This window comes from Paramagnetospirillum magneticum AMB-1 (genome assembly GCF_000009985.1).
Lineage (GTDB): Bacteria > Pseudomonadota > Alphaproteobacteria > Rhodospirillales > Magnetospirillaceae > Phaeospirillum > Phaeospirillum magneticum.
This window is the reverse complement of record NC_007626.1, coordinates 84,487-106,404: the sequence shown is the minus strand read 5'-3', so window position 1 is coordinate 106,404 and position 21,918 is coordinate 84,487. Positions and strand designations below refer to the sequence as shown.

Genomic DNA, 21,918 nt, shown 5'->3' with positions numbered 1-21,918 from the left:
ACTCGACCCCGGCTCGCTGTCCCGAGCGTTCCCAGGCTGCCAGCCACCGCGATCGGATAAAGTCAGAATTGAAAATATAGAAACGGGGAATCCCCGGAAATAGCAAACAGGCCGACCGCGAGAAGAATGGCGACCCCAGCCGACCACGCCATCGTTGGGCGAAAGTTCAGGGCGCGGGGAGCCTGACGATCGAGAGCCATGGTCTGGCTATTGGGAAGCAGGGTAACGTGCGCTCCCATGGCCGCCAGCAGAGCCAGTTCGCCGATCCCATGGAAATCAGGCAGATAACGCGCCGGCACCCCCATGGACACCAGACCACGGACCAGCGGCAGCGTGGCGTAGGACTCCGGGATCACCACACCGTTCAATCCCATCATCCCTCTCAAGACGGCAAAGGCTGAGCTCAGGTCATTGGCGCGGAACAGCACCCAGCCCACCACGACCAGCAGGAGGGTCAAACCCGCCCCTGCCAGGCGTTCCAGCCGTCCTGGCGGGCGCCCCACGCCACGGGCCGCCCGCCATGCGTGATTGATCAGCAGCCCCACCCCGTGCAGCGCACCCCAGGCGACAAAGGTAAGATTGGCACCATGCCACAATCCACCCAGCAGCATGGTAACCAGGAGGTTTGCGTGGCGCCGGACACTGCCTTTCCGGCTCCCTCCGAGGGGGATGTATAGGTAGTCGCGCAAGAAAAGCGACAGACTGATGTGCCAGCGCCGCCAAAACTCGATGATCGACCCGGCTCGGTAAGGAGAGGCGAAATTGATCGGCAACCTCAGCCCAAGCATCAACCCAAGCCCTACCGCCATGTCGGAGTAGCCGGAGAAGTCGTAGTAGATTTGGAAGGTATAGGCCAGGGCGCCGCACCAGGCCTCGATCAAGGTGGGGGCCGCCGCGGCAAACACCGGATCGGCATGAACGGCGATGGTGTCGGCCAGCAGAACCTTCTTGGCCAGCCCCATGGCGAACAAGGTTAATCCTTCGGCGACGTGGCGGCTATTCCACCGGTAGGTTTGCGGGTCAGAAAACTGCGGCATCATCTCGCGGTGATGGATGATGGGGCCGGCGATCAGATGCGGAAAGACAGTCACGAACAGCAGATAGTCGAGGGGCGTGTGGTGATCCACCTGTCGCCGATGCGCATCGGCCAGAAAGGCGATCTGGGTGAAGGTGAAGAAGGAGATACCCAGCGGAATGGCCGTGGCTGCCGTATGGCTCGCCAGATCGCCGGATAAGAGTCCCAGGGCGAACTCCTTGTACTTGAACAGGAACAGCAGCCCAAGATTGGCGGCGACCGCTCCCCACAGGACCCCATGGCGTATTCCAGACCCCAGCTGGAAAGACAGTATCAGGCGCGACAGCAGCCAGTTCATGGCGATGCTGCCCAGCATCAGCCACAGGCTTCCGACCGGCGACAATCCGTAGAACAGAAGCGAGGCCGCCGCCAGCACCGTCTTGCCCAGCACCGGCCGCCCGCCGCCCAGCCCGTAATAGAGCAGCAGTGTCACGGGCAGGAAGGCCAGAATGAATGAATAGGAACTGAACAGCATCCCGTCAGCGTCCTTCCGGGACCAGTTCGTTGAGAAAGCCTTCGATATTCTGGCGGTTCGCCACCCGGTCGCGCCACGGATAGCGGGCGAACAGCGCCCTCTGGCCCGCCGCGTTCAGATGGCTGGCGTCGCTGAACATCTCCCTGCGATCGGAAATGCCCGGAATACGAGTTAATTCCACATATTCAGAAATCGCCCCGACGATGGCACGCCGCTGACGCCGCAGCGCATCAAGATCGATGTCGCGATTCAGCGTCAGGTCGGGCAGCGTCGGGGTCATAAACAGAATCGGAATGCCGCGATCTTCTGCGAACCGCTTGATTTCCGCCAGGCGTGCCACCTCGACAGGGTCGATACGCTGGCTCTCCTTACGCCAGCCGGGACGCCAGATCTCATCCCATCCGTAACGTTCGTCCTGAACCTTGAAGCCGCGAGCGTGGATGTGAAAGCTGTGCCGTCCCGTCACCTTGGCCCACACCTTGCCGGCACTGTCACGGATATAAGCCCGCAGGTTATCCAGCCGATATCGCAACCGCCCATACCACCCATTTGGCTCGTAGATGGCCCCCACATCCGGGGCCACCAATGTATGGAGATCGAGACAGTAGATAATTCCACGGACGTTGTGCAGCCGCACCTCATCCAGGCCGCCAAGGAAAGCCGAAACGGCCTGGGGCCAGCCGTAGACGGCGAAAAGGTTCAGCACTTTCTCTCCGACCACTTCGTCCGAGATCATGTGAGAGCGCGACGTGCCGAACACGAGTACATGCGGCTCCTTGGCAAGAAAATCGCGGTAGCGGTCGATGGTCGGTGGACGCGCCGCCAGATACAGGCCGTCCTCCTGCCCGTGCTCGCCGTAAGGATCTATCAGGTAGGTGAGCGAAATCCCCAAGGCAGCAATCAGCAGCACCCCCGCCAGGGCATGCCGGACAAAGCGCCCATACATCTCCGAACTTGCTGAATCGGCTGGATCGGCCCGGATCAGAACCATTCCTCCAGCCGGTCGAGCGCCACCCAGAAGCCCTCGCCGTCATTCTTGTGACCTTGCCAGATTTCCGGGATGAAGCTGGCCTGGGGGGCCAGCCGGTCCAATTGGCGAGCCATGGCGGCAAAGTCGATGTCGCCGGTGCCGATCTGGATGCCCTCGCCGTCCACGCCCTTGGCGTCGGCCAGATGCAGATGGGCGACATAGGGGCCGACCTCTTCCATGAAACCGCTGAAGGTGGTCTTCAGATGGGTGCAGGCCAGCTTGGAGTGCGACACGTCCAGGCAGACGCGCATGTTGTGGCGCTTACAAAAGCCGACGATATCGGCGGCGTCCACGAACAGGTTGTGATAGCGCTGACCGCCGAAATGCCAGGGATAGGGCGGCATGGTCTGGGGGATGATCTCCACGCCCACCATGTCGAGACGCGCCAGGCTGTCGTCAAGCAAGGTGTGCAGATGGGCCACCTGATCCGCCGACAGATGGGAATCCATGGAGAAGCCGCCCACATTGGTGACGATCTGCGGCCGCCGGGTGCGCGGGAACCACTGCTTGAGCCGCCGGGTCAGGTCGATCACCCGCTGCAGATTGCTGATGGAAAGGGCGCGATAGGCCTCGTCCTCCGAGCACAGGTCCAGGACATGGTCGCCGGCGAACAGTTCGGGGCTGTGAATGACGAAATCCACGTCCAGGGGCTGGTCGAAGAAGGGCGCCAGGTCCAGGTCCATATCCACATAGCTGAGATGGAACTCGATCAGCGGCATGGCGGTCATGGGCAGCAGGGTGCGGTAATCGTGATAGCGCACCGGCAGGCCCCAGGGCCGACGGAACTTGAACGGGCGCGGCCTGGCGTCGGAATCGGAGATGTCGCTGGCGAAGAAGAAGTCGCCGGCCTTCATGTCGCGCTTGGCCTTGCGTCCCACCAGCTTGGCGCGCTGGTTGGGCTGCAGGCCCTTGCCGGGGCTGCGCACCACCAGCATCTCGTCGCGGATTTCCGCCCCTGCCGCGATGTCGCAGTTGATGATCAGGCTCTTGGCCAGGGTTTCGCGGTTCATCATCTCGCCCTGGGTCAGGCCGCGCGCCTCGGCCGAGCCCATGGATTCCTCCACTTGGCCGATGGCGTCGACCATGGCGCGGAATTCCTCGGGCAGCAGGCTGACCTTGTGGTCGTTGCCTTCCAGAGACTTGTCCAGGGTGAAGTGCTTCTCCACCACCTTGGCGCCGCGGGCCACCGCCGCCAGCACCACGGCGAAGCCGCGCTCGTGGCCGGAATAGCCCACCAGACATTCGCCGATGGATTTGAGGCGGTCCATGTAGGCCAGGTTGATGTCCTTGAACGGAGCCGGATAGGTGGAATTGCAATGGAGCAGGACGTATTGGGCGCCGTGCTGACGCAGCACCTCCACCGCCTCGATGATCTCGGATTCCACCGACATGCCGGTGGACAGCAGCAGCGGCCGCCCGGTGTCGGCGATGGCGGCCAGCAGCTGGTGATTGGTCAGGTCGGCCGAGGCCGCCTTATAGGCGGCGATGCCGTAGCGCTCCAGCGCCTCGACGCTTGCCAGGTCCCACGGCGTGCACAGCGGAATCAGCCCCTTGACCTTGCAATGGTCGAAGGCCTTGAACAGGTCCTCGGTCTTCAGCGAAAAGCGCGACAGCAGGTCCAGGGTGTATTGCGAGCCCAAATCCTCGGACGCATCGGTATGGTCACCGGCATTGGCATACAGGCTGGCCAGATCGCGCATCTGGAACTTGGCGCAATGGGCCCCGGCACCGGCCGCCTCGTCGATCAGACGCATGGCCATGTCCAGGCTGCCCTGGTGGTTGTTGCCGATCTCGGCGATGACGAAGGCCGGCGAACTCTCCTCCAGCCGGAAGCCGCCGATATCCATGACCGGACGCCGGGCGCGGGCCACGCCCACCAGATGGCCATAATCGTCCACCAGGGGCACGAAATTGATTCGGGAATCCAGCATGGCTTCGATGGCGTGGCGGTCTCCGCCCAGACGGGCAGAGCGGAAGTCGCCGTTGGCCACCTTGCCCGCCGCGATGCCGAGATCCACCGGATCGGCGGCGACCAGCCAGCGGCGCACGTCGCCGTCGGTCAGCACGCCCTCAAGCCGCCCGGTCTCGTCCACGGCGAAAACCACACGTTCCTTGTTGTCGTTGATCTTCACCAGCGCGTTCTTAAGCGTGTCTTCGGAAAAGACCAGATACTTGGCGATATTCTTGTCGATGATCATGTGGATCGGCTCATCCAAAGCGGCGGGTCATCAGCAGGTCGATGACCGCCAGGTCGATTTCGTCGTCGATGTCGAAGGCCGCGCTGGCGGTCATCTCGTAAAGGGCGATGCGCCCGCCCAGGCGATTGTCATAGCGTTCCAGCACCCACGGCTTGAACACGTAGATCGAGCCGTTCTCCACGAACTGGGCTTCCAGGTCCTGGCGGCGGGGGCGGTGGGCGGGATCGTAATTGATGGCTTCGGGTCCCTGGGTGCCCTGGCGCCAGAGAAAGCGGTGGGAGCGCGACACCGACAGCAGGGAATCGGCCTCCTCGCGCACCAGGGTCGCCACCGCGCCGTCGATATCGCCCTTGGCCCGCAGCGGAGCTGTGGCCTGCAGGAACACCACCAGATCGAAGTCGCCCTCCTGGCGCATCACCGGCAGAGCGTGGTGGATCACCGCCTCGGAACTGATCGTATCGCCGGAAATGTCGACGGGCCGGTGGATGACATGAGCGCCGGCGGCCTGGGACACGTCGCGGATTTCCGTATCGTCGGTGCTGACATAGACCCGGTCGACCGAACTTGACTCCAGGGCCTGGCGGATGGTGTGGACCACCAGCGGCGCGCCGCCCACTTCACGCAGGTTCTTGCGCAGGATACCCTTGGAACCACCCCGGGCGGGAATGATGGCGACGGCCCGGCTCATAGCGAGAATCCGTCGTCGACGACGATGTTCTGGCCATTAACCATGGCGGAGGCATCGGACAGCAAGAACACTGCGGCCCCGACCAGATCGGCGGGATCCATCATGCCCTTGGCGTTGCAATGGGCGTTGTAGCGCGCCAGAAAAGCGGGGTCCTGGTTGTTGAACACTCCGCCGGGGCTGATGCAGTTCACCCGGATTCCCTTCCCCTTGAAGTACTTGGCCAGATACGAGGTCATGTGAATCAGCCCCGCCTTGGCGACGCTGTATTCGATCTCCTTGGTCATGGCCGTGCCGTCATAGATGTCGAAACGCGGGTTCATCATCCCGTAGACCGAGGAGAATTGCACCAGATTGCCGCCGCCCTGGGCCGCGAACAGAGCCAGCACCTTCTGGCTGACCAGGAAGAAGGCGCCCAGATGGCGCGACACGTTGTCGCGGAAGGTGGTGTAGTCCACATCCTCGAAGCGGGTGCCGAAGGCGTCCTGCTGGGGATAGGCGCAGTTGACCAGCCCGTCCAACCGGGACCATTGCCCGGCAACGGCCGACAGCATGGCCTCCACCGAGGCCGGGTCGCAGACATCCACCGCCACCGCGTGGATGCGCACCCGGTGCTCCTCGGGCAAATGGTCGAAAACCGCCAGGGCGCCGGGCGCTGCGGCACTGCGGCTGGCCACCACCACGCGCGCGCCGGCAGCAGCGATTCCCTCCACCAGGCCTCGCCCGATCAGGCCCAGGCCGCCGACGACGGCAACGACTTTTCCGTCCAATCCGCTCATGCCTTCAGATACCCGCAAACTTTCTTCTGGTCGCAGCGGCCGGAACATTTATGGCCGTCGGGGAAGGTGCCCTCCACGTGCCAGCGCCGCAGATCGGCATAAGGCTTGCCGTTCCAGATCTCTTCCAGGCTCTGCTCGCGCACATTGCCCAGCACCATTTCCACATTGTAGTCCTGGGTGCAGGGCACCACCGAGCCATCGGCCATGACGGTGAGCGAGGTCCACGGGTATTCGCAATACTGGCTCTGGTAGTGCGAACGGTTGGACAGGTCCTGGTCCTCTTCGTGGTACCAGCGATTGTCCTGGCTCTTCACATAGGCGAAGACCGGGCGGCCTTCCCACAGCTTCAGGAATTCCTGGTGCATGGCCTTGGCCTCGTCATCCTCGGACAGGGCGATCATGGTGGGAACCAGCAGGGTCTGATAGCCCTTCTCGCGCTTCAGTTCGATGATGTCCAGGATGGTCTGAAACGATTCGTCGAAGTTGTTGCGCTTGCCGCGCACACGCTTCTGCATCTCGTCGGACAGGCCGTCCATGGAGAATTTCAGCACGGACAACCCGGCCTCCATCACCTCCCGGGCGCGCTCCACGGTCAGATTGGCCGGAACGCAGGAGAAATAGGTGGGGATGTTGCGGCTCGAGCACGAGCGCACCCGGTCGACAATCTTCTTGTCCAGCAGAGGCTCGCCATAGCCGTGCAGGATCAGGCAGCGCGATACCACATAGAAATAGAAGGCGTTCTCGTCGGGCTGCTGGTACGAGACGTGATAGGTCGTCTCGATATACTTCCAGAAATCCTCGATCTCCGTCTGGGAATGGGTGCGGACCTGATCGAGCACCGTCTCGAACACCGCATCGTCGATCCAGATGTTCTTGCGGTCCATCAGGGTGGTGCGCGGGCACATGACGCAGGTCATGTTGCAGTAATTGGTGGTCTCCATGTTGAAGACAAAGGGCTTCGGATCACGGACCGCGTCCAGCCGTGCGGCGAGAGCGGGGGCGTCCTTGGCCGAGTAGCGGCCGGCGACGATGTCGTCCTTGATCTCTTTGGAGGCACGGAAGAACCGGATATCGTACATGGGGAAAACATCCTGTTTTAGACGATGTGCCGCCGCCGGGAGAGGGTGGCGCATGGAGCCGCCAAGGGCAAGCGTCGGGTCGGCCGGACCCTGGTGTGATGCGTGGATCAGCCGGCCTTAGGCCCCAAACGATCACTCATCAACATTTCGGCCACGCGGAAATCCAATAGGCTGTCGATGTCGACCGAGCGTTCCAGAGGCATGACATAACCTAGTGTGACGCCCGCTTTCCAGAAGTTCCTCTCGCGCCGCAGCCAGGCGGTCTCGGCGACGTAGACGGCACCGTTAGGCGCCCAGGCCACGGGAAGATCCTGACGACGGCCGCCCGACGCGTCGTGGGGGATCACCGGCCGAACGGTCCCGTCGGGGTCCAGGAGGAACATCCAATATGGGCTTTTTCCGGGCTCGCACAGGGAGGCGGCAGCCGGAGCGCCATGGTCCAGGCATAACCGGATACAGCCGTCGATGTCGGCGGCGATGCGCAACGGCGACGTAGCCTGCAGCAGCACCACATGGCTGGGCTCCTCGTCCAAGGCTTCCAGGGCGTGAAAGATCACGTCGTAGAGACTGGCCGTGTCGGACGCCAGCTCCGCCGGCCGGAGAAACGGCACCTCGGCCCCGGCAGCACGGGCGACTTCGGCAATGGCGGGATCGTCGGTGCTGACCACCACACGATCGATCAGGGACGATCCCAGGGCAGCCTCCACCGACCAGGCGATGACGGGACGCCCGGCCAGGGGCCGCACATTCTTGCCCGGCAACCCCTTGGAACCGCCACGGGCGCAGATCAGGGCAAGAATCCGGTTGGACATCAGCGCGCCTCCCCTGCCACCTGCCGATATTGCCGACGCTCGGCTTCCCACAGCCCCTCGACGACAGCGTCCGGGCGGCAGACCCGGTGGCTTCCCTCCCTCTCCGCATACCGCTCCACGGCCAGGGCCAGGGCCTTGTCGTGGCCGTGTTCGACTCTCAGGCGGATATAGTCGCCGATCAGCCTCCCGGCCCGCAGCGGTCCCTCGCCGTCGCCGAATGCGTCGATCAACGAGCGCCACACGCCGATATCGCCGATACCGGAATCGCCGGCAGCCACCCGCTCCACCGCCTGGTGAAACGAGTCGACGGTCGTGTGCACCAGACCGGCGGCAATGCCGGACTCCCGCAACGGCCCAAGCACCAATCCGCCCAAATCCAGTTGAACCAGGGGACGGCCGCGAAGGCTTGCCAGTATCGCCGCGGTATTGATGGGATAGCCGACGACCAGATCGGCGGCCAGGCCGACGACTCCCACTTTTTCCCTGGGTTCCGTGATCAGGCACCTCCCCTGATCCGCCAAAATCCTCAGGCGTCGCCCAAGGTCGGCTCCATAGCGGTCGTCCCCGGACTTCTTGGGCTTGAGCAGCAGGGCCCAATCGTCATGCCGCTCGATCAGATCGACCAGTGCTTCGATGAAGCAAAGCTGTTGCGCTTCGGAATTGTAGGCCAGAGGGTGATGAGAAGTATCGAACGCGGCGACGACAAAGCGTGTTGTCGGCGACAATCCGGCACGCAGCGCCGCGGCCCTGGCAGTATCGCCATCGGCGATACTGTCCGAACTCACCGGCCCCACCTGGGCGATCGCCTTGAAATCGAACCCCGCCGCAGGAAAGTAATCCCGGTCATAGGCGCCCCACGCAAGGATCAGATCGGCGCAAGCCCAGAAATGCCGGGCGATCAGGAACGGCAATACGGACCACAACCCCCAAATCACGATGGCATTGGAGTGATTGGCCGCCAGGCGCAGCGTCACGGCCTCGGGGCCGAAATCCGCGTAATGGTGAATGGCGGCCACATTGTGTCGCCGCATGAGATCGCCATAGGCCCGAAAGGTCACCCCGTTGGAGACGGCCAACACCCAGTGCATCCAACTCACGACATTCGGTCTGCGCGGCAACAGGCTTTTTGCCCGGGTGAATGCCTCGGCGATGGCCCCGCCGGGATCGGCAAGATGGGCGAGAATACTGGCGCCATCAATCCAGCCCCATCCCTTGTCGGCCGCCTTGCGCCGCAGGCGCTCATCGGCCAGCGTGTCGGAGCGGTCGCAATACAGAACCACTTGGGCCGGGGCCAGCCCGCTGGCCGGCTCCCAATACAGGTGGCCGCCGTCGGGGTGACTGTTGATGCTCGGCCAGGAGGCCTGTTCCAGGATGGCGCCGTTCTCGCGAGCGAATGGATCCACGGCGCAGTCCTCATTGCGATGACCGACCAAAAGACGGAACCAATGGCGGGGATGGCCCGGAAGAAAGCGCAGGCATTCGATCAGACCCGACAGGGTCGGAAAGGCGCTCACCCGGAAATCCGGTGATGCCCGCGTGTTCATCTGGCTTGCCGCGAATCGCCCGACGACGGGAAAGGCAACATGACAAATCGCCTTGACCCCGGCGCGTCCCTCCAGACTGGCGGCGACACCGCAGGCGAAAGCGACGGAGTGGCGATTGAAGGTGATGAAATACGCCCCCAGAATCCGGCGAAAATCCTCCGCGCAACACCAGGTGGGCGGAGTCGGACAGGAATCGGCGAAGGCGGCCGAAACCTCCAGCAACTCGCGCTCCTGCCCGTAAACCAACGCTCGTCCACCCTGGACCGGGCCGGCGAATTGCAGCGGGCGCCGGGCACGCGCCACGGCCACCCCCGTCAGTCGCTCAATCAGTTGCGCCAGTCTTTCGGCGGACGAACTCCACTCCGGCGAGACGAACACCCGATCACGCCACCCATATCGCAACAATCCGAACACCAGATGCCCGACGCCCATGCGTTCGAACCATATCTCCAGAACGCTCAACAGGGCACCTCGTGACAACCGGTCATATCCACGCTCATCTTCCCGGGCCCTTACCGGCCCTGACGAAGAACGTCCATTCCGTCCCGATCGCCGGGAATCGGTCCGATATCGTCCTTGACGATCTTACGCAGAGATTTATAGGTGAAGGGACCGCCCCGCCAGTTCCGACGCAGCAGCCACCGCATGGTTTCGGCAAGCTGCCGCACGGCGCAATCCAGCCCCACCCGTTTGGCATTTTTGGCCAAAATCATCAGGGGGATCAGTCGGCGGAGGCGATAGAACAATATAGGGTAACAGATCATCGCCAGGCCAAGATTGCCTTGCCGCAGCAATCCCCATAGTGATGGGAGCGTGTTTTCATCCTCCACTTCCATGGCGTCGCGGGAACCATGCATGGAATCTACCGTCATAGAGGTGTCGACCAGACGCTTTGGATTAGCGAAATAGCCGTCGTCGCGCCGCTTCTTCTTAAAATAATTGGCGTCGTTCAGGAGCACCTTGTGATAGTGCTCCAGCCCGAATTTGGCGACATAGGCGTAATTGACCTCCACCGTCATTCGCGGCCGCCAGCTTTGGCAGATCAGCGCCGGATAGTCGGTCAGATTGAGCGTGGTCACCTCGTCGTGGGCGTCGTGATCCGAAATGGACAGGAGATACCTCTCCTCTCCATCGAGATCGAGGGGGATATGCCCACGCGAGCGCGCAAACTCGTAAAGGGGAGTCCCGGGAAGAGCCTGGGCGTAGTTGATGGAGAGATCGTTGGGGTTCTGCTCCGGCCGGAAGGTCTGACCGTGTTTGCAGAACTCGATGGTCTCCTGCACCGTTTCAGACGTCTCGCCCGGCATGCCGAGGACGATCTGGATCGGAGCGGCGATTCCCGCCTCGATGGTCCAGCGGATGGCGTTGCGGTTGTCTTCGATGGTGGTCTTCTTCTCCATCACCTCCAACATGCGGGGACTGCCGGTTTCCATCCCATAGGCGATGAAGCGGCAGCCGGCGTCTTGCATCATGGCGATGATTTCAGGCGACACGCAGTTGACACGCATGCCGCCCACCCGCCACAGCAGATCCAGCGGCTTCAGCCGGGCGCACAATTCGGCCAGCCAGCGCTTGTCGGTGCCGAAATTCTCGTCGCCGAAAGAAATGAAGCCCACATCGTGGTCACGCACCAGAATTTCAATCTGACGCATGATCCGATCGACGGGGATATAACGGATCCCCTTGTCGAACCGATGGCAGAAGGTGCAACGGGCGACACATCCCTTAGCCCCGGGGATGATGGCCAGCTTCTTGTTGCGACGATGCGGCTGCCACGCCATCTGGTCGAACTTGAATTCCGACGACTGACACTCATCGTCAATGAACAGAGGATTGATATAGGTCTCGATGTCGTCGCAGGCCGCAACCAGATCGGCGATGTCGTAGTCATAGATCTCATCGCGGCCGAGCGGAGCTTCAAAGCTGGTCGTCCGCAGCCGACCATTGCCGTCGAGCAGGGCGAGACCGGGAATGTCAAGGAAATCGGCCGGACGATGCGTGGTTTCGGCGCGACGCAGCACGTTCACGAAAACTCGCTCGCCCTCGCCGATACAGCACAGATCGGCGCCCGCTTTGCGCAGAAGAATTTCCGCCGATGCCGCGAGATTGCCGCCGACCACCACCAGGGTGTCGGGCAACAGACGCTTGATGTCGCCGCACAGGCGCTTGGTGTAAGCGTAGGCGGTGGAGACGACCGCGCTGATCCCGACCACGTCCGGCCGCACCTTTTCCAAGTGCTCCAGCACTGCGCCGTAATCCGGGCGGTTGCCGTCCACATGGTAGAACTGGGTGGAGGGGAACCCGTTCTTGCGGGCCGCCTTCAACAGGGACAACGCACCGATGGGCGGAAAATTCGTCGGGCGGACGCGAATCGGAGTGGTAATAAGGAGAATATTCATCACCTGACCTTGTCAACAACGACACGACGAGGGGTGCTCCGTCGCCAGACGGCTTTGATGGGCGCACCCGGGCTTGTCCCATCCACACCCGGCGCGGTCCTCAGCGGAACACCTCATGGAAATCCAGATTGGCCCGATCGAAATCGTCTAGCCGGCCGATGTCGAGCCAATATTCCCGTATGGGAAACACGGCGCAATCCTGACCGCCATCCATCAGAGTCTGGTAGATTTGCGGCATATTGTGCGGCTGCCCCGGTTTGACCAGATTCAGCACCTCTGGATTAAGGACATAGATTCCGGCATTGACGAAATTGCGCACAACCGGCTTTTCCTCGATCCCCTTGAGGCGGGTCCCTTCCACCTCGACGACCCCGTAGGGCACTTCGAAATGGTATTCGCGCACGGCCATGGTGGCCGCGGCGCGGTGTTCCTGGTGGAAGGCCAAGAGCTGCTTGAAGTCGACCGTGGTCAGGATATCGCCGTTCATGACGATCAGCGGCTCCGACGGCGTGCCGGGAAGCAGGCCCAGGGCACCGGCGGTTCCCAACTGTCGGTCCTCGCGGAGATACCGGATGGAGACCCCAAGGGCCGAGCCGTCGCCGAAATGACTCTCCACCTGTTCAGCCCGGTAGTTCACCGAGATGAAGAAGTTCCTGAAGCCCGCCTCGATGAAGTTCTTGAGAATGGTCTCCAGGATGGGGCGCGGCCCCACGGGAAGCAGCGGCTTGGGAACATCCTGAGTCAAAGGGCGCAGACGACGGCCCTCGCCACCCGCCATCAGCACCACCCAGTTGTCGCAGCCGTCCAGAGCCAGCATCTGCTCCAACGTCTTCAGGCCGACCACCCGGCCGTCGCCGTCGAGCAGCGGCATTTGGGAAATCTGCAGGCGGCGCATGGTGGCCAGCAGGACGCCGGCCTCGTCTTCCACCCGACCATGGTGGAACCGGGGGTTCATGACTTCGCTGGCGGGAGACTCCAGCGGCAGGCCGCGCAGAAGGCCACGGCGGATATCTCCGTCGGTGATGGTGCCGAGCAGACGGGATTGCCCGTCGACCACCAGCACGATCTGCATGGCGCCAAGATCCAGTGCCTTGATCGCGTCCAAGACCGGCGTCGTGGGAGAAACCAGCGTATCTTGCCAGCGTTTCATGGGAGCCCCCCTTCGGGCAGGCAGGCTTGATGCAACATGAGGCCCAGGCCCTCATCGAGCCCGACCCGAGGTGAGTAACCCAAAGCGGCGGCCGCGCGCGAGCCCTTCAGTCGGAAACGGTCGACAGGCGGCCGCCCTGCCTCGCCGTCCGGTTCCCGCACGGATCCCGATCCGGCGACCCGCACGCAGGCGCGGGCCAGTTCGCCCATGGACACCTGGGCCGGGCCGGTCACGTTGAAGACCCCGTATTGCGCCGACTCCAGGGCCGCCGCCACCGCCCTCGCCACGTCGAAGGCATGGACCAGATTGACGCTGTCGGCGGCTGGGGGCGCGACCTCCAGAACATCTCCGGCGCGGGCCCGCGCCAGGAATGCCGCCACCAGTTTGCCAACGGGCATACCCCAGCCATAGACGGCCGTGGGACGGATGACGGTGCGCCGCAAGCCCTGGGCTGCAAGGTGAGCAAGGGCCTGTTCGGCCAGTTGCTTGCTCAGACCATAGAGCCCGCCCAACGGCTGGGCGCTCATGGGTGCGTCCTCATCCACCGGCCCACCGGTTTCGCCATAGACGGAACCGCTGGACAGGAAGACCAGCGGCTTGCCCCGCGACGCGGCCCATTGGCCGAGGATCAAGGTGGCGCGGAGATTGACATCCATCAGGGCGGCGGCATCGGCCCCCGGCAGGGCCGCCCCCAGATGGACCACGGCATCCACATGAGCGAACAGCCCGTCCAACTGGTCGGGATGGCGCCACTCGGCCAATTCCGACGGATGCCACGCCACGTCCGCCTCCGGGCGGCGACGCGAGGTGGCGGTCACCGCGTGGCCGTTTCTAGCCAGCAGCGCCAGCAGATGGCGCCCGATCAGTCCCGATGCACCGGTGACTCCGATCATGTCCAATCGCGAACCACTCCCCGGGGCAGGGCATGATCGAGTTCGGTGGCGGCAACGCCGTCGAGGAAGACCTCCTCAAGATAACGCAGGGCCAGACCGGACCCGATCCTGGGCGGCGCCAGGGTTTCCCCCAGCAGGTAGCTGCGCAGCGCGAAGGCCGGCTCGTTGAAGCCGAAATGGGCCCGCACCGCCGTGGTGCCGGAAAAGCGCGCGTTCAGTTCAAAGGGGATGGGACCGTCGGGGCCATCCCGGAGCTGCACATTGAGCGAACCCAGGCTGGGGACCCGCTCCCCGATGGCCAGGAGCATGGGATGGAGCCAGTGGTAGTCACCCACCTCGACCACCCAAGACGAACCGCCGCGCAAGGTGCGCCGGGCGGTCAGGGGGCCGAGCAGACTGCCGTCGGCGGCCCGGAACACCGCGCAGGTGTATTCGTGGGCCAGGCCGTCACCCTCGCTGCCGGCAAAGGCCTGCAGCATCAGGTTGGGCACCAGGGAAAACAGGCGGCGCAGATCCGCCTCGTCCTTAACGATATGGACGTTGCGGCTTGACGTGCCGGTCCGGCTCTTCAGCACCACCGGATAGCCGTTGGCCGCCGCCCAGGCGGCCGCCTCGTCCGCATGGGCGGGCAGGCAGGCGGCGGCGTGGGGCAGGCCGTTGGTCCGCAGGAACTCGGTGGTCAGCCACTTGTCGTTGGCCATCTCCACCGTGGACAGCGGCGAAGCCATCACCTTGCAGCCGGTGCGCGCCTCGATGGTGTCGCGGTGCCGTGAGAAAAAGGCCAGATCGAATTCAGAGCCGATCATAACCATGTGGAAGCCGCCCTGCGACAGCAGGACGACAAAGCGCTCCAGCGCATCGGCGTCTTCCACCCGCGGAATCAGCGTGGCCTCGTCCGCCAGAAAAAGACCGGCATTGAGAGGGGCGATGTCGCCCGACACCACCGTCACCGGCAATCCCGAAATTCGCAGGGCCTTGATGATACCCTGGCCGACACCGCTGCCGCCGCCGGTCACCAATACACGGATGTTCTTCACTGGATTTCCTTTTGCAACAAGCGGCCGATCAATCCCACTTCGTCGGGGGTATGGGCGTTGGACCCCAGGGATAGGGGAGCCCCGGCCTTACGGCAAGCTTCGATCAGCGCCCAGGGATCGGGGTGGTAACGGGCATTGACCTCGAACGCCACCCCGGTGGCCGCCGCCTTGTCCACCAGGGCCTGAAACAGCTCCCACGGCGGCGAGGTCTTGAAGCGGGCGATACTCATGCCGAAGGGATGGCCAAGAATGTCCACGGCCGGATTGTCCATGGCTGCCATGGACAGCCGGAATTCGATGTCGACCGCCTGCTCGGGGGTATAGTGCCCGGTGGTGCCGGTGGTGATGCCGCTTTCGCCGGGAAAACGGTGGACGCTGGCCATCACCAGATGGCATTCGGCCAGAATGGCCGGCACCGTGTCGATGGCGCCGTCGAAATCCTCGACCTTGCACTCCACCCCCACCAGGGCGCGGCAATGCTGGTCCGATATGGCCCGCACCTCGGCGGCGAAGCGGGGGAACCAGTCGGCGCTGCTCTTGCGGGCATGCTCGCTGAACAGGATGGTCTTCAGGCCCTCGGCCACGGCGCGGGCATGCATCTCGGCCACCGGGGCGGAGCCGTCGGTCCAGGTGGTGTGCATGTGCAGATCCACCGGAGGAATGACGCCGGGAGGAAAACCGCCGGTGAGTGTGTTCAGGGTCCGGGCCATGGTTCAACCCACCAAAGGCAGCAGCCGTTCCGCCGGCAGGCCGTGAACCTGTTGGGCGAAGCGGCGGATGGCCGGCAGGAACGTCACCGCCGAGACATAGATGGCATCGTGGCCGGGATAGGACGGATCGCCGGAACCGAGGATCGGCGTGGGACAGGCGGGAAGGAACTGGCCCACCTTGCTGTCGTCGCCGTCGAAGACCCGAATGGCCGGATGGCTTCCCAGCCCGGTCAGGGCGAGAAAGCTGTTAAGGCCGTTGGTGGCGCCGTGAAAGGCCACCGTCTCCCCCGCCTCCAGGCGGGCGGCGATCTCGCCGCCGGTGCGCAGCAGCAGCGAATTCAGCATCTCGGCGGCCCGGCGCAGCAGATCCTCCTCCCACAGATCCTGGGGAGGGGCCAGCGGCTCGGGCGGATGTTCCAGCACGGCCACGAAGGCTCCGGCGCGGCGCTCCAGCCCCCGGACCGCCAGTCCGGCGGCCTGCGCCGCCCAGCGCGAGGATCGCTCGGTGAAATAGCTGAGATGCTCGTGCATCAGGGCGTTGATATCGCCCTCGTTCAGATTCTGCTCAGTATCGGGATAGGTCATCAGCACCAGACCGCCCGGCGCCAGATGTCGGCGCGCCGCGGCCAGGACGGCGACGGGATCGGGGACGTGCTCCAGGCAGTTGAAACCGATGATGAGGTCGAACCGGCGCCCCTCCAGGGCCGGAGCGGGGAAATAGTCGCTGACCACCTGGATGGGCCCGCCCTGGTCGCGCACCGCCGGATCGACGATGGTGTAGGACGGCCCCTCGCCGAAGCGGGCCAGTAGCTTTTCACCCACATAGGTGCTGCCCGCCCCCACTTCGAGGATGGCCCGCGGCGGCTGGCCGGTCCAATTCTCCATGACCGCGGCCACCTTGGCATCGCCCAGGCTGTCGGCCCAGGCACTGGCGCCCGGCGGCTTGGTCAGAAAGGCGTAGTCATCCCCGGCATAGGATCTCAACACCTCGGCGACCACCTCGGCCTCGGTGGTCTGGCGGATCGGCCCCGGCCCGGCGAAACCCAGGCGGAAGGGAAAACGGCGCTGCACGCCCGGCTCCTTCCGCACGCCTTGCCACAGCGGCAGATCGGCGATGGACAGGGTCAGCCCGGGACCGGTGCCGGAAAGAACAAGGCTCATGCCAGATCGCTCCATTCCAGAAGAGTCCCCTCGGCCACGGCACGGGTCAGCCGCCGCCCCACCACCATGTCCACCTGCATGGGGGAAATGCCGCCGCCGGGCCGCAGGGCGATCAGATCCTCCTCGGTCATCACGGCCCCCGCCGCCAGGGCACGGGCGGCGAACAGGCTGCGGCGGGCTACGGCGCGGGTATCTTCCTCGGCGACCGTCGGACGCTTGCAACCATCGCCCAGACCCTTCTCCACCCGGCGGATGACGGCCACCAGGGCGCCCAGATCGGCGGGCGACACCGAGGCCAGATGATCGGGGCCTGGCAGCGAGCGGTCCAGGGTAAAGTGCTTTTCAATACAGCAGGCCCCCAGCGCCACGGCCGCGATGGCCGCCTCGAACCCCTCGGTATGGTCGGAATAGCCCACCGGCCGGTGGAAGGCCGCGGCCAGGGTGGACATGGCCCGCAGATTGGCGCTTTCCACCGGTGCCGGATAGGCCGAGGTGCAATGAAGCAGCATCAGATCGTGGCATCCGGCCCGTTCCAGGATATCCACGGCCGCCGCCACCTCCACCAGGGAACCCATGCCGGTGGACAGGATCACCGGCCGCCCGGTGGCGGCCACGCGGCGCAGCAGCAAGGGATTGGTGATTTCACCCGACGGCAGCTTGAAGGCGGGGACGTCCAGGCGGTCCAAAACATCCACGCTGTCCAGGTCGAAGGGTGTCGACATGAAGAGAATTCCGGCCTGAATGCAGTGCTCGGACAGCTCCGCGAAGGCCTCGGGCGGCAATTGGAAGCCCCGCACCATGTCCAGCTGGCTCTGGCCGCCACCGGTGGTGACCTTCTGATAGGCCGCCTTGGGTGCCTGGGCCGACACCACCTTCTCCGCCGTAAAGGTCTGGAACTTCACCGCATCGGCACCCGCCTGCACCGCCATGTCCACCAGCCGGTGGGCGAGAGCCAGGTCACCGTTATGGTTGACGCCCGCCTCGGCGATCACGAAGCAGGGACAGCCCGGACCGACCCGATGGCTGCCGATGGTGAACGATTCAATCACGGCCTTACTCCTCCCCCGCCTCGCCGGGTCCGGCGAGGTCGACGAAACTTTTGTGCAGCAATGCGGGGAAATCCTCGATTCCGGCCAGCACCTGAACAATGCGCCGCGCCGACTGGCCGTCTCCATAGGGATTGACCACCGCCGAGCAATCCATGGCCATGGCCCGGTCCATGGCCGCGCGGATAGCCGCGCGCTCCGGCGGACAGTCGATCACCGAGTCAGCGCGCGGCCGACCCTTCTGGCGGGTCCCGATATTGACGGTGGCGACACCCAGCGACGGGATCTCCAGCAGGCCGCTCGACGAATTGCCCACCACCGCATCGCACAGCCGGGCGGTACTCATATAGAGCTGCGAGCCCAGGGAGGTCCGAAGGATGGCGTTGGGATGCGCCCCGACGAAGGCCTCCAGCGCCACCATCAGCTCGCGGCTGTCATTGTCGGCATTGGGGGCGGTCATGACGATTCCCACCTCGTCCCCCAAAGACTCGAGCGCGGCCAGCATTTCGGCCCAGCCACGCCGGCCCTCCTCCGGGTCCAGCGTCACCGGATGATAGGTCACCAGCACATTGCGGGGCCGCAGGCTGAAATTCAGCCGCGTCTCCACCTCGGCCCGCTCCAGGAAAATGGTGCGCCGCAGATGGTCGAGGCTGGCGTTGCCGGTCAGGTGAATCCGCTCGGGGTCCTCCCCCAGCTGACGGAGGCGGCGGGCGGAATCGGCGATGATGGGAAAATGCAGATGGGCCATCTTGCTGATGGCATGGCGGATGGCGTCGTCGAAGGCACCCTCGGTCACGTCGCCGCCACCGATATGGGCGATGGGAATCCGCGCCACCACGGCGGCCTGAACCGCCGCCATCAGCTCGAACCGGTCGCCCCACACCACGACGATGTCGGGCTTCAGCCGCTCGAAGGCGTCGGCGAAACCGATGGTGCCCAGCCCCATGGACTTGGCGATGGCCACGCCGGTATCGCCCGACAGCAGCATCTCCACCTTGGCGGCGATGGCAAAGCCGTCGGCCTCGATGGTTTTCCAGGTGGAGCCGTATTCGGGAGACAGATGCATGCCGGTGACCACCAGCTGCAGTTCAAGATCGGCATGGGCGTCGATTTCCTTCAGCACCCAGAACAGCGGCCCGTATTCGGCCCGCGTTCCGGTGACGACGCAAATCCGCTTCATCGCAGCGCCTCTTCCACCGCGGCCACCACCGAACGCTGTTCCGCCTCGGTCAGGGCCGTGGAACAGGGCAGGGTGACGATGCGGTTCCACACGGAGTCCGTCACCGTCATGGGCGTGCGCAATGCCTCGGCGAAGGCCGGCTGCAGGTGCATGGGCCGCCAGAACGGGCGGGCGTCCACTCCCCTTTCGCGCAGTCCGGTCCGCAAGGCCGCCATGCGCTCCGCCCGGTCCAGCACGAAGCCGGAAAACCAGCATTCGCTTTCCGCCCAAAGGGGCTGGGGAAAGGGACTGATTCCCGGCCTGCCGGCGAAGGCGGCGTCATAGGCGGCACGGATGCGGCGCTTGGCGGCGACGAATTCCTCCAGCCGCTCCAGCTGCGCGCAGCCCACCGCCGCCTGCAGATTGGTCATGCGGTAGTTGAAGCCCACCCGGTCATGAAGATAGTCGGCACCGACCCGCGCCGTGGTGGTCAGATGGCGGACCAGATCCAGCAGGTCTGGATCTGTCCCGATCACCGCGCCGCCGCCGCCGGCGGTCACCGTCTTGTTGCCGTTGAACGACACCACCGAGAGATCGGCACCCAACTGGGCGATAGGGCGGCCGCGATAGCGCGACCCCAGGGCGGCGGCGGCATCGGCCACCACCTTGAGATCGTGGGCACGGGCGACGGCGAGGATGGCGTCCATGTCGGCGGGACAGCCGAGCACATGCACCGGCAGCACCGCCGCCACCCGCCGGCCGCTGGCCTGATGGCGCAAGACATCGCCGTCTCGTACCGTCTCGGCCTGCAGCACCCGTTCAAGCAGGGCGGGGTCCAGAGTCCAACTTTCCGCCGTCACGTCCAGCAGCCAGGGCGTGGCACCGCAATGGGCCACGGCATTGGCGCTGGCCACGAAGGTGAAGGCCGGCATGATCACCAGATCGTCGCGCCCCACGCCCACGGCGGTGAGGGCGGCGTGCAGGCCGGTGGTTCCCGCCGAAGTGGCCACGGCGCGCAGCGAGGACCCGGCGGCAGCGGCCACCATGTCCTCCAACCGGTCAACGAAGGGGCCGACGGAAGACACGAAGGTGCTGTCCACGCATTCCTGAAGATAGCGGGCCTCGTTGCCCGTCAGATTGGGAACGCAAAGTGGAATCACGGAAAATCCCCCGGTGCTCAGATGGTGTAGCGGTCGGCCCGGTAGCGGGCCAGATTGGCCGGATCGGAGAACCAGCGCACGGTTTCGGCCAGTCCGCGGCGAAAGCCTTCCAGTCCGCCATGGGCCGGTTGCCAACCCAGCAGACGGGCGGCCTTGTCCGTGCCGGCGAACAGGCGTTCCACCTCGCTCTTTTCCGGCCGCAGGCGCTGGTCGTCACAAGTGATGTCCACCTGGGCGCCCATGACCTCGGCGATCAGCCGCGCGGTGTCGCCGATGGAAATCTCGAAGCCCGAGCCGATATTGATCACCTCGCCCAGCACCGTTTCCGGGGCATTCAGCATGGCGATGAAACCCGCGGCCGTATCGGCCACATAGGAGAAGTCGCGGGTGGGATGCAGGGCCCCCAGTTTAAGCGTCCGGGCCCCCGCCGCGATCTGGGTGATGATGGTGGGGATGACGGCGCGGGCCGACTGGCGGGGTCCGTAGGTGTTGAACGGCCGCAGCACCGTGACCGGCGTGGCGAACGAGCGGTGGTAGGACAACGCCATCTGGTCGGCGCCGATCTTGGTGGCCGAGTAGGGAGACTGCCCCTGCAGCGGATGGTCCTCGTCGATGGGCACGTAGCGGGCGGTGCCGTAGACCTCGCTGGTGGAGGTGCACACCACCCGGGAAACCCCCAGATCGCGCGCCGCCTGAACCACGTTCAGCGTCCCGGTGACGTTGGTTTCCACATAGGTGGCAGGCGAGTGATAGGAATAGGGAATGGCGATCAGCGCCGCCAGATGCAGCACCGCGTCGCAGCCCTCCATGGCCTTGCGCACCCCATGGGGATCGCGGATATCGCCCAGGAACACGTCGAGCGAATTCCTGACCGCCGGTTCCGCGGCGTCCAGCCAGCCCCAGGACCCGAAGGAATTATAAAGGGCGAAGGCGCGCACGTCGTAGCCGCGCCGTACCAGTTCTTCGGTCAGATGCGAGCCGATGAAGCCGTCTGCACCGGTGACCAGAATTTTCTTAAGCGATGGCATTGAACTCATCCGTCAGACCAGGGACGCCCGGTAGGCTTGAGAACTCTCTGGATCATCCGGCGACCAGGGGGCGAAATCGCCATCCTCGGCCCGGAACGGGCCATTGGTGACTTCGTGGATCACCGCGAAGTCAGTTTCCGGGATCAATGTATGCCAGATCGGCGCGGCAACCCGGTAAAGAAACGGATTGTCCCCTCCGGGAGGCGTCATGGGAATACGGTGGGTCACACGACCATTATCGTCAAACAACACCACCAGGATACGGCCCTCGATCACATGAAATGATTCGGTCTTGGTCAGATGGCGGTGAGGCCGGACATAGCTGTCGCGGCAAAAGGCGATGACCATCTCATGCAGCGGGTCCTCGGGCGTGCGATGAAGACACAAGCGCGAGCGGCGCAGCGGCGCGTTCACCGCCTCGGCTTTCAATGTCTCGAGCATGTCACGCCCGACCAGCGCGACATCATCGGTATTGTAAATCACGGCAGGCATGGCGAA

General features: G+C 64.4%; 19 protein-coding genes. All 19 read right to left on the bottom strand.

Annotated features, from left to right (window positions below; translation table 11 throughout):
- Positions 1-62: 62 nt before the first annotated feature.
- A complete protein-coding gene (locus AMB_RS00475; RefSeq protein ID WP_011382541.1) occupies positions 63-1,550 on the bottom strand; it encodes an MBOAT family O-acyltransferase in 1,488 nt (495 codons plus the stop codon).
- 4 nt (positions 1,551-1,554) lie between these two features.
- Positions 1,555-2,541, bottom strand: coding sequence for a hypothetical protein (locus AMB_RS00470; protein WP_011382540.1), 987 nt, complete (start codon positions 2,539-2,541; stop codon positions 1,555-1,557).
- Complete coding sequence (locus AMB_RS00465) at positions 2,532-4,778, bottom strand: N-acetylneuraminate synthase family protein (RefSeq protein WP_011382539.1); 2,247 nt, start codon at positions 4,776-4,778, stop codon at positions 2,532-2,534. Before AMB_RS00465 ends, AMB_RS00470 begins: the two co-directional genes overlap by 10 nt.
- Before the next feature lie 10 nt (positions 4,779-4,788).
- A complete protein-coding gene (locus AMB_RS00460) occupies positions 4,789-5,466 on the bottom strand; it encodes a cytidylyltransferase domain-containing protein (RefSeq protein ID WP_011382538.1) in 678 nt (225 codons plus the stop codon).
- Positions 5,463-6,242: an oxidoreductase gene (locus tag AMB_RS00455; RefSeq protein ID WP_011382537.1), complete on the bottom strand. Its 780-nt coding sequence runs from the start codon at positions 6,240-6,242 to the stop codon at positions 5,463-5,465. The genes AMB_RS00460 and AMB_RS00455 overlap by 4 nt, the downstream gene beginning before the upstream one ends.
- The gene (locus AMB_RS00450) at positions 6,239-7,321 is read right to left on the bottom strand and encodes a radical SAM/SPASM domain-containing protein (RefSeq protein WP_043743005.1); all 1,083 of its coding nucleotides are present in this window, start codon (positions 7,319-7,321) and stop codon (positions 6,239-6,241) included. The genes AMB_RS00455 and AMB_RS00450 overlap by 4 nt, the downstream gene beginning before the upstream one ends.
- Positions 7,322-7,428: 107 nt before the next feature.
- Positions 7,429-8,133, bottom strand: a complete 705-nt coding sequence (locus tag AMB_RS00445) for a cytidylyltransferase domain-containing protein (protein WP_011382535.1) — start codon at positions 8,131-8,133, stop codon at positions 7,429-7,431.
- On the bottom strand, positions 8,133-10,139 hold the full coding sequence (locus tag AMB_RS00440; RefSeq protein ID WP_011382534.1) for a hypothetical protein: 2,007 nt from the start codon (positions 10,137-10,139) through the stop codon (positions 8,133-8,135). Before AMB_RS00440 ends, AMB_RS00445 begins: the two co-directional genes overlap by 1 nt.
- Positions 10,140-10,189: 50 nt before the next feature.
- Positions 10,190-12,076 (bottom strand): B12-binding domain-containing radical SAM protein, encoded by a 1,887-nt coding sequence (locus tag AMB_RS00435; protein ID WP_043743001.1) that lies wholly within the window; start codon positions 12,074-12,076, stop codon positions 10,190-10,192.
- Positions 12,077-12,176: 100 nt separating this feature from the next.
- Positions 12,177-13,226 (bottom strand): nucleotidyltransferase family protein, encoded by a 1,050-nt coding sequence (locus AMB_RS00430; protein WP_011382532.1) that lies wholly within the window; start codon positions 13,224-13,226, stop codon positions 12,177-12,179.
- Positions 13,223-14,119 carry an NAD-dependent epimerase/dehydratase family protein gene (locus tag AMB_RS23090; protein WP_011382531.1) on the bottom strand — a complete coding sequence of 299 codons (897 nt, stop codon included), beginning with the start codon at positions 14,117-14,119 and terminating at the stop codon, positions 13,223-13,225. Before AMB_RS23090 ends, AMB_RS00430 begins: the two co-directional genes overlap by 4 nt.
- Entirely contained in the window at positions 14,116-15,156 is a 1,041-nt protein-coding gene (locus AMB_RS00420; protein ID WP_011382530.1) for a carbamoyl phosphate synthase-like protein, read from the bottom strand. The genes AMB_RS23090 and AMB_RS00420 overlap by 4 nt, the downstream gene beginning before the upstream one ends.
- Positions 15,153-15,866, bottom strand: a complete 714-nt coding sequence (locus AMB_RS00415; protein ID WP_011382529.1) for a PHP domain-containing protein — start codon at positions 15,864-15,866, stop codon at positions 15,153-15,155. The genes AMB_RS00420 and AMB_RS00415 overlap by 4 nt, the downstream gene beginning before the upstream one ends.
- 3 nt (positions 15,867-15,869) lie before the next feature.
- Positions 15,870-17,027 (bottom strand): class I SAM-dependent methyltransferase, encoded by a 1,158-nt coding sequence (locus AMB_RS00410; RefSeq protein ID WP_011382528.1) that lies wholly within the window; start codon positions 17,025-17,027, stop codon positions 15,870-15,872.
- On the bottom strand, positions 17,024-18,076 hold the full coding sequence (gene neuB / locus AMB_RS00405; RefSeq protein ID WP_011382527.1) for an N-acetylneuraminate synthase: 1,053 nt from the start codon (positions 18,074-18,076) through the stop codon (positions 17,024-17,026). Before neuB ends, AMB_RS00410 begins: the two co-directional genes overlap by 4 nt.
- Positions 18,077-18,080: 4 nt before the next feature.
- Positions 18,081-19,253: a UDP-N-acetylglucosamine 2-epimerase gene (gene neuC / locus AMB_RS00400; protein ID WP_011382526.1), complete on the bottom strand. Its 1,173-nt coding sequence runs from the start codon at positions 19,251-19,253 to the stop codon at positions 18,081-18,083.
- A complete protein-coding gene (locus AMB_RS00395) occupies positions 19,250-20,392 on the bottom strand; it encodes a DegT/DnrJ/EryC1/StrS family aminotransferase (protein WP_011382525.1) in 1,143 nt (380 codons plus the stop codon). The genes neuC and AMB_RS00395 overlap by 4 nt, the downstream gene beginning before the upstream one ends.
- A gap of 17 nt (positions 20,393-20,409) precedes the next feature.
- Positions 20,410-21,420 (bottom strand): NAD-dependent 4,6-dehydratase LegB, encoded by a 1,011-nt coding sequence (locus AMB_RS00390; protein WP_043742998.1) that lies wholly within the window; start codon positions 21,418-21,420, stop codon positions 20,410-20,412.
- A gap of 12 nt (positions 21,421-21,432) precedes the next feature.
- Complete coding sequence (locus tag AMB_RS00385) at positions 21,433-21,912, bottom strand: WbuC family cupin fold metalloprotein (protein ID WP_011382523.1); 480 nt, start codon at positions 21,910-21,912, stop codon at positions 21,433-21,435.
- Positions 21,913-21,918: the final 6 nt, after the last annotated feature.

Excerpts from the sequence above, each read along its gene's own strand:
- AMB_RS00475 (WP_011382541.1), bottom strand. The coding sequence starts at position 1,550 with ATGCTGTTCAGTTCCTATTCATTCATTCTGGCCTTCCTGCCCGTGACA.
- AMB_RS00470 (WP_011382540.1), bottom strand. The coding sequence starts at position 2,541 with ATGGTTCTGATCCGGGCCGATCCAGCCGATTCAGCAAGTTCGGAGATG.
- AMB_RS00465 (WP_011382539.1), bottom strand. The coding sequence starts at position 4,778 with ATGATCATCGACAAGAATATCGCCAAGTATCTGGTCTTTTCCGAAGAC.
- AMB_RS00460 (WP_011382538.1), bottom strand. The coding sequence starts at position 5,466 with ATGAGCCGGGCCGTCGCCATCATTCCCGCCCGGGGTGGTTCCAAGGGT.
- AMB_RS00455 (WP_011382537.1), bottom strand. The coding sequence starts at position 6,242 with ATGAGCGGATTGGACGGAAAAGTCGTTGCCGTCGTCGGCGGCCTGGGC.
- AMB_RS00450 (WP_043743005.1), bottom strand. The coding sequence starts at position 7,321 with ATGTACGATATCCGGTTCTTCCGTGCCTCCAAAGAGATCAAGGACGAC.
- AMB_RS00445 (WP_011382535.1), bottom strand. The coding sequence starts at position 8,133 with ATGTCCAACCGGATTCTTGCCCTGATCTGCGCCCGTGGCGGTTCCAAG.
- AMB_RS00435 (WP_043743001.1), bottom strand. The coding sequence starts at position 12,076 with ATGAATATTCTCCTTATTACCACTCCGATTCGCGTCCGCCCGACGAAT.
- AMB_RS00430 (WP_011382532.1), bottom strand. The coding sequence starts at position 13,226 with ATGAAACGCTGGCAAGATACGCTGGTTTCTCCCACGACGCCGGTCTTG.
- AMB_RS23090 (WP_011382531.1), bottom strand. The coding sequence starts at position 14,119 with ATGATCGGAGTCACCGGTGCATCGGGACTGATCGGGCGCCATCTGCTG.
- AMB_RS00415 (WP_011382529.1), bottom strand. The coding sequence starts at position 15,866 with ATGGCCCGGACCCTGAACACACTCACCGGCGGTTTTCCTCCCGGCGTC.
- AMB_RS00410 (WP_011382528.1), bottom strand. The coding sequence starts at position 17,027 with ATGAGCCTTGTTCTTTCCGGCACCGGTCCCGGGCTGACCCTGTCCATC.
- neuC (WP_011382526.1), bottom strand. The coding sequence starts at position 19,253 with ATGAAGCGGATTTGCGTCGTCACCGGAACGCGGGCCGAATACGGGCCG.
- AMB_RS00390 (WP_043742998.1), bottom strand. The coding sequence starts at position 21,420 with ATGCCATCGCTTAAGAAAATTCTGGTCACCGGTGCAGACGGCTTCATC.
- AMB_RS00385 (WP_011382523.1), bottom strand. The coding sequence starts at position 21,912 with ATGCCTGCCGTGATTTACAATACCGATGATGTCGCGCTGGTCGGGCGT.